General features: G+C 45.6%; 13 protein-coding genes. 12 read left to right on the top strand and 1 reads right to left on the bottom strand.

All coding sequences use genetic code 11. The features are described from left to right. Position 1 precedes the first annotated feature (1 nt). The 6 genes from RCH62_RS00845 to RCH62_RS00870 all read left to right on the top strand — a co-directional run bounded on the left by RCH62_RS00845 (position 2) and on the right by RCH62_RS00870 (position 5,747). Positions 2–406 (top strand): GNAT family N-acetyltransferase, encoded by a 405-nt coding sequence (locus tag RCH62_RS00845; protein ID WP_306474400.1) that lies wholly within the window; start codon positions 2–4, stop codon positions 404–406. Between the two features lie 123 nt (positions 407–529). Beyond that, positions 530–2,743, top strand: coding sequence for a single-stranded-DNA-specific exonuclease RecJ (gene recJ, locus RCH62_RS00850; protein WP_306474411.1), 2,214 nt, complete (start codon positions 530–532; stop codon positions 2,741–2,743). Continuing rightward, on the top strand, positions 2,743–3,336 hold the full coding sequence (locus RCH62_RS00855; protein ID WP_306474401.1) for a TipC family immunity protein: 594 nt from the start codon (positions 2,743–2,745) through the stop codon (positions 3,334–3,336). The genes recJ and RCH62_RS00855 overlap by 1 nt, the downstream gene beginning before the upstream one ends. Before the next feature lie 156 nt (positions 3,337–3,492). Further along, complete coding sequence (locus tag RCH62_RS00860; protein WP_003002788.1) at positions 3,493–4,005, top strand: adenine phosphoribosyltransferase; 513 nt, start codon at positions 3,493–3,495, stop codon at positions 4,003–4,005. 101 nt (positions 4,006–4,106) lie between these two features. Next, on the top strand, positions 4,107–5,051 hold the full coding sequence (metA, locus tag RCH62_RS00865) for a homoserine O-succinyltransferase (protein ID WP_129268966.1): 945 nt from the start codon (positions 4,107–4,109) through the stop codon (positions 5,049–5,051). A gap of 9 nt (positions 5,052–5,060) precedes the next feature. After that, positions 5,061–5,747, top strand: coding sequence for a DnaD domain-containing protein (locus RCH62_RS00870; RefSeq protein ID WP_129268968.1), 687 nt, complete (start codon positions 5,061–5,063; stop codon positions 5,745–5,747). A 35-nt stretch (positions 5,748–5,782) separates the two neighbouring features. On the opposite strand, the gene add is transcribed toward RCH62_RS00870, so the two are convergent. After that, positions 5,783–6,802 carry an adenosine deaminase gene (add, locus tag RCH62_RS00875; protein ID WP_306474402.1) on the bottom strand — a complete coding sequence of 340 codons (1,020 nt, stop codon included), beginning with the start codon at positions 6,800–6,802 and terminating at the stop codon, positions 5,783–5,785. A 136-nt stretch (positions 6,803–6,938) separates the two neighbouring features. Here add and yghU point away from each other — a divergent pair, with 136 nt between their 5' ends. From yghU to RCH62_RS00905, 6 genes are all read left to right on the top strand, one after another. Further along, positions 6,939–7,730, top strand: a complete 792-nt coding sequence (gene yghU, locus RCH62_RS00880) for a glutathione-dependent disulfide-bond oxidoreductase (RefSeq protein WP_306474403.1) — start codon at positions 6,939–6,941, stop codon at positions 7,728–7,730. 81 nt (positions 7,731–7,811) lie between these two features. Then, the gene (locus tag RCH62_RS00885; protein ID WP_306474404.1) at positions 7,812–8,501 is read left to right on the top strand and encodes a tRNA (adenine(22)-N(1))-methyltransferase TrmK; all 690 of its coding nucleotides are present in this window, start codon (positions 7,812–7,814) and stop codon (positions 8,499–8,501) included. Beyond that, positions 8,488–9,285 carry a Nif3-like dinuclear metal center hexameric protein gene (locus tag RCH62_RS00890; RefSeq protein ID WP_306474405.1) on the top strand — a complete coding sequence of 266 codons (798 nt, stop codon included), beginning with the start codon at positions 8,488–8,490 and terminating at the stop codon, positions 9,283–9,285. Before RCH62_RS00885 ends, RCH62_RS00890 begins: the two co-directional genes overlap by 14 nt. 6 nt (positions 9,286–9,291) lie before the next feature. Further along, entirely contained in the window at positions 9,292–10,401 is a 1,110-nt protein-coding gene (locus tag RCH62_RS00895) for an FAD-binding oxidoreductase (protein WP_306474406.1), read from the top strand. Positions 10,402–10,642: 241 nt separating this feature from the next. Next, the gene (rfbA, locus tag RCH62_RS00900) at positions 10,643–11,512 is read left to right on the top strand and encodes a glucose-1-phosphate thymidylyltransferase RfbA (RefSeq protein WP_306474407.1); all 870 of its coding nucleotides are present in this window, start codon (positions 10,643–10,645) and stop codon (positions 11,510–11,512) included. Continuing rightward, positions 11,512–12,043 (top strand): dTDP-4-dehydrorhamnose 3,5-epimerase family protein (locus RCH62_RS00905; RefSeq protein ID WP_306474408.1); only part of this gene is annotated, 532 nt, incomplete at its 3' end. The genes rfbA and RCH62_RS00905, both read left to right, overlap by 1 nt.

The following is a 12,043-nucleotide window of genomic DNA, read 5'->3' on the forward strand; positions in this document are numbered from 1 at the left end:
GATGTTACATTATAAAAAAGAAATTCCAGCGATGACAGACCTACTCGCACTCTACAGCTCGGTCGGCTGGACCAATTATACCAATAACCCAACCATGCTAGAAGAAGCTGTCAAAGCCAGTCTATGGCAGTTGGCGGTTTATGATAAGGAAGAGTTAGTAGCCTACATTCGCTTAGTAGGAGATAGGCACTCAGTTCTGTTAGTGCAAGATCTCTTGGTGCGACCAGATTACCAGCGCCAAGGCATCGGAAAGAAACTCCTAGAAGAGGCTTTAGCGACCTTTCCTAATGTCTATCAACGGCTTCTTGTCACTGAACGGAGCGAGAAAAATCTTTCCTTTTACCAATCCCTTGGCTTTGTCGAATTGTCAGAGCAAGCCTGTACAGGGATGATTTATAGTAATTGACGGAGAGGGTTTCCAGATAGGGAATCCTTTCTTCATTTTCTTCTGTAAAATCTTTTATCACATTTGAAAAAAAGATTCATGATATAATAAGTAGACTAGATGACAGGGAGAAAAGATAAACAGATGATCACGTCAAAATATGAATGGCAGTTTGCTGCGCCCTTTTCAGATGATACTTTTTTGGCGCAAGCAAAGAAAAGAGGATTGGAAGTATCCGCAGCCAAGTTACTGGGAGAACGAGGGATCCAGACGGAAGACGCGCTGGATCGTTTTCTAGAACCGCGGCTAGAAGATCTGCATGATCCCTACCTGCTACACGATATGGACAAGGCTGTGGATCGGATCCGCCAAGCTATTGAAGATTATGAACAGATCCTAGTTTATGGAGATTATGACGCAGACGGTATGACGGCCGCTTCTATCATGAAGGAAACCCTGGAGCAGATGGGGGCGGAAGTAGCGGTCTATCTACCTAATCGTTTTACAGATGGGTATGGTCCCAATGACAGTGTCTACAAGTACTTTATCGAACAGCAGGGGATTTCCCTCATCATCACGGTGGACAATGGAGTAGCTGGACACGAAGCCATTGACTTGGCCCAAAGCATGGGGGTAGATGTCATTGTGACCGACCACCATGCCATGCCCGAAGTCTTGCCCGATGCTTATGCTGTCATTCACCCCGAGCATCCAAATGCCGATTACCCTTTCAAACACTTAGCGGGCTGTGGAGTTGCCTTTAAATTAGCGACTGCTCTCTTAGAAGAGGTGCCTCTAGATTTTCTAGATTTGGTAGCCATTGGGACCATTGCGGATATGGTCAGTTTGACAGACGAAAACCGCATCCTGGTCAAGTACGGCCTAGCTGTCCTTCGTCAAACCCAACGGATCGGCCTTCAGGAAATGCTCAAGCTGGCCTCCATCGCCCCTCAAGATGTAAATGAAGAAACGGTTGGTTTTCAGATTGCCCCTCGTCTCAATGCGCTAGGTCGCTTGGATGATCCAAATCCAGCGGTTGAGCTCTTGACAGGCTTTGACGACGAAGAGGCGTTGGAGATTGCGCTGATGATTCAAGCCAAGAATGAAGAGCGCAAGGAGATCGTCCAAGCCATCTATGATGAGGCCAAAGCTATGGTCGATCCAAGTCTTCCCGTTCAAATCTTGGCAAAAGAAGGCTGGAATCCTGGTGTCTTAGGAATTGTGGCCGGTCGTCTACTAGAAGAACTTCATCAGCCCATCATCGTCCTCACCATAGACCAAGGCAAGGCTAAGGGAAGCGCGCGAAGTCCCGAAAGTGTCCATATTTTTGAAGCCCTAGATCCCCATCGTGATCTCTTTATCGCCTTTGGAGGTCATGCGGGTGCAGCTGGTATGACTTTGGAAGTGGACAAGCTCCCTCATCTGACCGAGATTTTTTCCGATTATATTCGTGAAAAAGGGATTGACCTGACGGCCAAATCTACCCTCTTTGTTGATGAGGAATTGGACCTAGAAGAGCTGACCTTGGATACCTTGAAGAGTTTTGATCGTCTAGCACCTTTTGGGATGGACCATAAGAAGCCAGTCTTTTACATTCGTGATTTCCAAGTGGAGTCTAGTCGGACCATGGGGGCTGGCAATAGCCATCTGAAGTTGAAGATTCAAAAAGGCGATGCCCGCTTTGATGTCGTGGCTTTTGGCCAGGGTCATTTGGAATTGGAATTCTCTCAAGCGAAAAACCTGGAGTTGGTGGTATCCTTGTCCGTCAATCAGTGGAATGGACAGACCACCCTGCAACTGATGGTAGTGGATGCCCGTGTAGAAGGAGTCCAGCTCTACAATATCCGAGGAAAGAATGCTCCACTCCCACAAGCTATTCCCCTCTTTAGTCAGTTGGAAGAAGGGGAAGATTCTCCTGCCATTGTCATCGATCGCATACCGGATGACCTGGCTGACTTAAAAGCCCTCTTCCAAGAACAGAGCTTCCAAGCGGTCTATTTTAAAAATCACCTAGACAAGGCCTATTATTTGACTGGCTATGGTAGTCGGGATCAGTATGCCAAACTCTACAAAACGCTGTATCAGTTCCCTGAGTTTGATATTCGCCATAAGCTCAGCCAACTATCTGACTACCTCAAGATTCCACAAGTTTTGTTGATTAAGATGATCCAAATCTTCCAAGAGTTGGGCTTTGTCCAGATTGAAAATGGCATCATGACGGTCAACAAGGACGCGGAGAAGAAGGAGATTGCCTCTAGTTCCATCTATCAGGACTTGGTGCAGACGGTCAAAGACCAGGAACTCATGGCTTTAGGATCTGTGCAAGAAATTTATGACTATTTAACGGAATCGATTTAATGAACAAAAAGAAAATATTTCTCTGGCTCAGCCCTTTCCTCCTTTTTGCCCTCTATTGGCTGGGGATCTACTGGAGTTTGAGAAATCCCATGGAGGAGATCAACTACGCTGAAAATGGCAGCTGGATGCGCTATGTGATGTTTAGGCCCTTTACAGAGACAATCGGTAGTGATCGCATCTGGAAGGAGGATGAAGGATTTCAAATGTATCCCTATTCAGATGACATCGTTGGTGGTCAAGAAGAGCTATCCGTCATGATGTTTCGAGATAGTTCTGAATGGGTTTACTGGTATGAATACCATCTAAACGAAAATGCATACGTTTGGATGACCTTCAAATACAATTCTAAAAAAAGAGCATTGATTCAAGAAAAAGTGTATCTTTACGAGGATAATCAAACAGTTGAAGGAAGTGATTTTTTACAGAAACTTGCCACCTATGGCAAAGACCGTGCTTGGCTTCGAGACCAAAGTAAGAAAGTCGCTGAACAATACATCCTTGGTACCTGGTTCAAAAGGGGAAGCTCGCGTTACTCTTTGAAAAACTTGGGCGATATGACAATCGAGTACAATGAATTGTTAGAAGAGAAGTAAGACATTTTTTCGAATCCAATCCCACATCTTTTTTGGATGTGGGATTTTGTTTTCTTTGCAGGAGGGTAGGAAAATGATTTAGTAAAAAATGATGCACGTTAGTAGAATTCATGGTATAATGGAATGTAAAAATTTTTTTATGAAAGAAAGTTAACCATGAATTTAAAAGATTACATTGCAAGCATTGAGAACTATCCACAAGAAGGAATTACCTTCCGTGATATCAGCCCTTTGATGGCAGATGGCAATGCTTATAGTTATGCGATTCGTGAAATCGTTCAATACGCGACGGATAAGAAGATCGATATGATCGTCGGCCCTGAAGCGCGTGGATTCATCGTTGGATGTCCGGTCGCTTTCGAGCTCGGTATTGGTTTTGCGCCTGTTCGTAAACCTGGCAAATTGCCTCGTGAAGTCATCTCAGCTGACTACGAAAAAGAATACGGTGTGGATACCTTGACCATGCACGCCGATGCTATCAAACCTGGTCAACGCGTTCTCATCGTCGATGACCTCTTGGCAACAGGTGGTACCGTTAAAGCAACCATCGAAATGATCGAAAAACTCGGTGGAGTGGTTGCTGGTTGTGCCTTCTTGATCGAGCTCGATGATCTCAAAGGCCGCGAAGCTATCGGTGACTACGATTACAAGGTCTTGATGCATTACTAATATAGTTTCGAGCTATATCTAGATAGAGAAAAACCATAATTGAAAACTATATGCTCCTGTCTTATAATAAGAGGTAACAACTTGTAAGATGGGAGCTTTTTATGCCAATTACCTTAGATAAGAAATTACCAGCAGTTGATATTCTTCGCTCAGAAAATATTTTTGTCATGGATGATATTCGGGCAACGCACCAAGATATTCGTCCGATGAATGTTCTGATTTTGAATCTCATGCCGACTAAGGTAGCCACTGAGACTCAACTGTTACGCCTCTTGGCCAATACTCCCTTGCAGATCAATGTGGATTTCCTCTATATGACCAGCCATGAGTCTAAGACGACAGCGGCAGAACATATGGAAGTCTTCTACAAATCCTTCGATGATATTAAAGAGAACTATTATGACGGCTTGATTATTACGGGAGCTCCCGTAGAGAAACTAGCCTTTGAGGAAGTAGATTACTGGGAGGAGCTAACAAAGGTCTTTGCTTGGTCCAAGCGCCATGTTTTTTCAACCCTGCATCTTTGTTGGGGTGCTCAAGCTGGTCTCTATTACCGCTATGGGATTGAAAAAGTAGCCCTCTGCGACAAGCTATCTGGGATCTATGAGCAAACAGTCATGAATCCTCAGAATCGCTTGATGCGTGGCTTTGACGATGCTTTTTTGGCCCCTCACTCACGTTATACAGATGTCCCCCTCAAGGAAGTGCTAGAGAAGAGTAACTTGCAAGTCCTGGCTCAGGGGGGTGAAGTAGGACTATCCATCCTGGCCAGTCCAGACCTTCGAGAGGTCTATAGTTTTGGCCATTTGGAATATGACCGTGATACCTTGGCTAAGGAATACCAGCGGGATGTCAAAGCGGGCTTGAATCCAGATCTTCCGAAGAATTATTATGATCAGGATGACAGTAGTCGGGACCCACGGATGCGGTGGAACTTAGCGGCAGCCAACTTCTTTAGTAATTGGATCAATTATGCAGTTTACCAAGAGACTCCTTATCGTTTGGAGGAGTTAGAAAAAGATATTTCATTTTATGGTTACCTATAAAGGGGTAGTATGACATATTCACAAGCATTTAAGTCAGGCAATTTGGTTTTACCAAGTGCCTTACTTTTCCATTATCACCATTTATTTAAAGACGCAGAGGATTTTCTGGTTTGGCAGTTCTTTTATTTGCAAAACACGACCAACCAATCCAGCCTCACACCTAATCAAATTGCAGATGCGATTGGCAAGTCGGTCACAGAAGTCAACCAGTCCATGTCTCGCCTGACTAACCAAGGTTTGCTCCAATATCGGACCATTGAGTTAGATGGCGAGATTGAAGTTCTTTTTGATGCGACCATTGCCCTCGAACGCTTGGATGACTTGCTTCAAAGTAAGACAGATAACGCACAGCGTGGGCAAGACAAGCAGGCAGAAAATGAGCTGGCTGATTTGGTCAAAACCTTTGAGCAGGAATTAGGCCGTTTATTGACTCCCTTTGAAATTGAAGACTTGACGCAGACAGTCAAACAGGACCAAACAGACCCTGATATTGTGAAGGCTGCCTTGAGAGAAGCAGTCTTTAACGGCAAGCCTCACTGGAAATACATACAGGCTATCCTGCGCAATTGGCGACGGGAGGGCATTACCAGTTTGACACAATTAAAAATCAAACAGCAAGAGCGGGAGGCCCTTCAGCCTGAAAATGTTACGGTTTCAGATGATTTCTTACAGGCCATGGATTTATGGAAAGATTAAAAAACTAGCACTCATAAAGTGCTAGTTTTTTTCGTTTATAAATAGTCTACGTAGGCTTCTTCTAGTTTGGTCAGGAGTTTTTGTTTTTCCTCGTCGCTAGCAAAGGAAGCTTGGATGGCATCGACATTGTGCTGGTAAAAGTCGACTGGCGTCGTATTGAAGTGGCGGTGGTAGAGGGTATATTCCTTGGTCAGGTCGGTATCAGAGACGGTCCGGTTATCGGTGTTGATACTGATATGGGCCTGAGCTTTCTTCATCTTGAGGTATGGGAAGTCCGCCACAGTGGCAGCAGCCTTGGTTTGAAGGTTACTAGTCAAACAGAGCTCACCGGTGACTCCGTTTTTCACAAACTCTTTTAGAAGCTCTGGTTCATCCGCTAGTAAGGTCACATGACCGTTTCGTTTGATGCCATAGGCCATGGATTGAACAACGTTGGCTGGACAGTGGCACTCACCAGCATGCAGGGTCATGGGACGGTTGTAACTGTTGACCTGTTGGATGAGGGCATCAATGGCTTGTGGTGAGTAGTGGTGCTCATCGCCAGCAAAGTCAAAACCAACAAAATCCTGATCGCTAACTTGGTTGGCTTCAGCAAGGATACGAGAGGTGAGTTCTTGATCCGACTGGCGCATGCCACAAACGAGGGCTTTGGCTGTAATGCCAAATTCATCCTGGGCTTGGCGCAATCCTTCACAGACAGCATGGATAGTTTCTGGGACAGTGAGTCCTTGGTCCATGGACAATTCTGGGGCAAAACGAACCTCGATATAGAGGACATTTTCCAGAGCCGCTTGCTTAGCGACATCGTAAGCAGCAAGGGTCAGGGCTTTCTTGGTCTGAAGGAGAGGGCGAATGTAGTCAAAGGCCTCCAAATAGTCCAAAAGATTCTCACAGTGGGCAGGGGCAGTGACATGGTGCTTGAGCTCTTCATCGCTAGCAGGAAGGTCAATATTGGCCATTGCTGCCAATTGGCGAATAGTCGGAAGAGACAAGGAACCGTCTAAGTGGCAGTGGAGTTCTGTCTTTGGCAAACTATGAAAGTCAATTGTGGACATATTTTTCTCCTTAAAATGTATTTTTTCTATACTATCATTTTGCCAAGAAAAGTCAAGTAAAGCTAGCGTAGTAGATTTTTGAAACTAGAGGCAGGATTTGATATGCTAGTAGTAACATAGACAAAGGAGAAAAGAGATGTCAGATTATCAATTACCGGAAGTATGGGAAGCGCCAAATCAAATGGGTGGAGCCTGGGGTAGCTTGAACCAACCAACAGCAGGTGCCCGCTTTGAACAAAGCCTTCCAAAAGGCGACCAGCCTTTCCAACTCTATACTCTTCCAACCCCAAATGGGATCAAGGTGACTATTATGCTGGAAGAACTAAAAGAGTTGGGTGTAGATGCGGGCTATGACGCTTATCGCATCAAGATTGGTGATGGGGCTCAATTCGGCAGTGACTTTGTAGCCATCAATCCAAACTCGAAAATTCCAGCCATGTTGGATCAATCAGGTGACCAAGCCATTCGGGTCTTTGAATCAGCCAATATTCTCTTGTATCTAGCAGAGAAATTTGGACAATTGATTCCAGCAGATCCTGCTAAACGAACAGAAGTGCTCAACTGGCTCTTCTGGCAGACAGGGGCTGCGCCATTTTTAGGTGGGGGCTTTGGTCATTTTTTCCACTACGCTCCTGAAAAAATCGAGTATGCCATCAATCGCTTTGCCATGGAAGCTAAACGTCAATTGGACCTACTGGACAAAGAATTGGCGACCAAACCTTATATCGCAGGGGAGGACTATACCATTGCAGATATTGCCATCTGGTCTTGGTATGGCCGTCTAGCTCAAGACAAGGTCTGGGATCGTGCTGGAATTTTCCTAGACGTGAAAGAATACAAGCATTTGCAAGCTTGGACAGAAAAAATTGCTAATCGCCCAGCAGTGCAACGAGGTTTGGAAGTGGAATATAAGGAAATTGATGCATAAGGAAAAGGCGCCGTCGCGCCTTTTTTTAATGTTGCAAACATGGTATACTTAAGGATGGAATAAAAGTATAGAAAGAAGCACATGGAATTTACAAAATTATCAAATCGCTTGGACTTGGTGGCTAGCTTCGTACCAGAAGGAGCGCGTCTGTTAGATGTGGGAAGTGACCATGCTTATCTCCCAATCGCCCTCTTACAAGAAGGTAAGATTGAGGCTGCCATTGCAGGGGAAGTGGTAGAGGGACCCTATCAGTCTGCCCTCCAAAATGTTACCGATAATGGCTTAGATGACAAGATTGAAGTTCGCCTAGCTAATGGCTTGGCTGCGTTTGAACCAACAGATAGTATTTCCTGCATCACCATCGCAGGAATGGGCGGGCGCTTGATTGCAGATATCTTAGCAGCTGGACTTGAGAAATTAGCCGGTGTCTCTCGCTTGGTCTTGCAACCCAATAATCGGGAGGATGAATTGCGGACTTGGTTAGTAGACCATGATTTCCGCCTTGTCGATGAAGCTATCTTAGAGGAAAACGAGAAGTTCTATGAGATCCTTGTGGTCGAACAGGGTTCTCAAGAGTTGACAGCTAAGGAATTGCGCTTTGGTCCGTATTTGATGCTGGAACAAGCACCAGCCTTTGTCCAAAAGTGGTCCAGGGAAGTGGAAAAATTAGCCTTTGCCTTGGAGCAGGTCCCAGTTGAGAATCAGTCCGCCAGAGCTTCGTTAGAAGACCGCATCGCCCAAATCAAGGAGGTCCTAAATGCTAGCAAGTGAAGTTATCAAACGCTATGAAGTCTACTGTCCCCAGGAACTTTCCATGGAGGGAGATGTCCGTGGGCTACAGGTCGGGACACTGCAAAAAGACATCAAGAGGGTCATGGTAGCCTTGGATATCCGGGAGCAGACGGTGGCAGAAGCCATTGACCATGGAGTGGACTTGATTATCGTCAAGCATGCGCCCATTTTTCGTCCGATTAAGGATCTGGTTGCCGATCGAGCTCAAAATCAGATCTACATTGACTTGATTAAGCACGATATCGCGGTCTACGTCAGCCATACCAATATTGATATTGTCCCAGATGGATTGAACGATTGGTTCTGCCAACTTTTAGAAATTGAAAATACAGAGCCCCTCAGCATGACAGGAGAAGGTCTAGGAATCGGCCGTATCGGTCAAGTACTAGCTCAAACCTTTGGCCAGTTGGCTCATAAGGTAAAAGAAACTTTTGGCTTAGATGCTTTGCGCTTGGTTGGTTATGACCAGACGGACCTGGATCGGGTGATTGAGCGCGTCGCTATCTGTGGCGGAAGTGGCCAATCCTTTTACAAGGATGCTCTTGCTAAGGGGGCAGAGGTCTATATCACAGGAGATATCTACTACCACACGGCTCAAGACATGCTGAGCGATGGTCTCCTGGCCTTGGATCCAGGTCACCATATCGAAGTTCTCTTTGTCTCGAAACTAGTAGAAAAGCTCAATCAGTGGAAGGCTGAGGAAGCGTGGGAGATTGAAGTGATTGGCAGTCAAGCTAGCACCAATCCTTTTTACCATATCTAAGGGGTCATGATGAAAGTAGCCATTATCGGTGCAGGGATCGTAGGATCCACTGCAGCCTATTATTTATCCAAAGAAGCACAAGTGGATGTGACTGTCTATGACCATGGAGTCGGCCAAGCAACTAAGGCAGCGGCAGGCATTATTAGCCCTTGGTTTTCCAAACGGCGGAACAAGGCCTGGTATCGCCTCGCTCGTCTGGGAGCTGATTTTTACCAAGAATTGGTAGAAGACCTGGCCAAGGACGGAATTAAAACAGATTTTTACCAGCAGACCGGTGTCTATCTCCTCAAGAAAAAGGAGGACAAATTAGACGAACTCTATCAGTTGGCGCTGAGCCGTCGGGAAGAATCTCCCTTGATTGGAGACTTGGCGATTTTAAACAAAGAAGAGGTGGCCCAGCAATTCCCAGGTCTAAATGGTTTTGAACAGCTCCTTTATGCCTCAGGTGGAGCTCATGTTGAAGGAGCGCTTCTCACGGAAACTCTCCTTAAAGCCAGTGGGGCAAGAGTGATTAAGGAAGAGGTTGCTCTCTCAGTCTCGGATCATGGCTATCAGATTGCAGGAGAAAACTATGACCAAGTCATCCTAGCAACAGGAGCCTGGCTGGGACAAATGCTCGAGCCACTTGGCTACCAAGTCGATGTCCGTCCCCAAAAAGGACAGTTGCGGGATTATCAGCTAGACCTAGATACTGATGACTATCCTGTGGTCATGCCAGAAGGAGAGCTGGATATCATTCCCTTCCAAAAGGGCAAGATCAGTATGGGAGCCACTCATGAGAATGAGATGGGCTTTGACCTGACGGTGGATCAAGCTCTGCTAAATCAGATGGAAACAGAAGCCTTGGCCTACTATCCAGAACTAGCTCAAGCGACAGTTGTCAGCGAGCGCGTGGGTACTCGGGCCTACACCAGTGACTTTTCACCATTTTGGGGAGCGGTTCCTGATCAAGCAGGCCTCTATGTCGCTAGTGGACTAGGTTCGTCCGGCCTCACAACAGGTCCCCTCATTGGGTGGCATCTAGCCCAACTAGTGGCAGGAGGAACGGTGCGCTTAGATCCAGCAGATTATCCAGTTGAACAATATGTGAAGAAGAGAGTGGGACAAAAGTCCTAGCCTCTCAATTGTCTTTGGATTGTCGAGCAAGACGCAGTGGTTGAGTGGGCTCTACTACAAGGTAAGGTTTTCAGACGGCTCAGTCAAGGAGCAGTAATCTATTTGAATTATGAGTAAGACCAATGCTAACAATTCTACAACTCTCATCTCCGGTCATCACCTTGCAACACAAATGCAAGGTGACTTTTTTATATAAACATGATAAAATAGGGGTAATGAATACGTAGAAAGGCCTAACATTATGAAAGGTATTATTTTAGCCGGTGGTTCGGGTACTCGTTTGTATCCTTTGACTCGTGCCGCTTCCAAACAGTTGATGCCCATTTACGACAAGCCAATGATTTACTACCCATTGTCAACTCTTATGTTAGCAGGGATCAAAGAAATCTTGATCATCTCAACTCCGCAAGATCTTCCTCGTTTTGAAGAGCTTCTTGGAGATGGTTCTGAACTTGGTATTTCCCTCTCTTATGCAGAGCAACCAAGCCCAGACGGCTTAGCACAAGCCTTTATCATTGGTGAAGAGTTCATTGGTGACGATCATGTTGCCCTCGTTCTTGGAGATAATATCTTCCATGGAAATGGCCTAACCAAGATGTTGCAACGGGCTGAAGCAAAAGAAAAAGGGGCGACTGTCTTTGGTTACCAAGTTAAAGATCCAGAACGTTTTGGTGTGGTAGAGTTTGATGCAGATATGAATGCTATCTCTATCGAAGAAAAACCAGAACATCCAAAATCCAACTTTGCGGTGACCGGACTTTACTTCTATGACAATGATGTGGTAGAAATTGCCAAAAACATCAAACCAAGTCCTCGTGGAGAGCTTGAAATCACCGATGTCAACAAGGCTTATTTGGAGCGTGGAGATCTCTTTGTTGAGCTCATGGGTCGTGGTTTTGCTTGGTTGGATACAGGAACTCACGAAAGTCTCTTGCAGGCTTCTCAATATATCGAAACTGTTCAACGCTTGCAAAACGTCCAAGTTGCCAACCTTGAAGAAATCGCCTATCGCATGGGTTATATCACCAAAGAACAAGTCCATGAATTGGCGCAACCTCTTAAGAAAAATGAATACGGACAATACTTGCTCCGTTTGATTGGAGAAGCTTAATGACAGAACAATTTTTCGGAAAAGAATTAGCAGCCCGCAAGATTGAAACGATTCCAGGTTTGATGGAGTTTGATATTCCAGTTCATGGGGACAACCGTGGTTGGTTCAAGGAGAACTTCCAAAAGGAAAAAATGCTTCCTCTTGGATTTCCTGAAAGCTTCTTTGCCGAAGGCAAGTTGCAAAATAACGTTTCTTTCTCGCGCAAGCATGTCTTACGTGGTCTGCATGCAGAACCTTGGGACAAGTACATCTCTGTGGCAGATGAAGGAAAGGTTCTTGGAACTTGGGTAGACCTTCGTGAAGGTGAGACCTTCGGGAATACCTACCAAACTGTGATCGATGCCTCTAAAGGGATTTTTGTTCCTCGTGGCGTAGCCAATGGTTTCCAAGTCTTGTCTGATAAAGTAGCCTACAGCTATTTGGTCAATGACTACTGGGCATTGGAGCTCAAGCCAAAATATGCTTTTGTCAACTATGCAGACCCAAGCCTAGACATCCAATGGGAAAACTTGGAAGAAGCAGAAGTCTCAG

This window comes from Streptococcus sp., from assembly GCF_030825805.1.
GTDB lineage: Bacteria > Bacillota > Bacilli > Lactobacillales > Streptococcaceae > Streptococcus.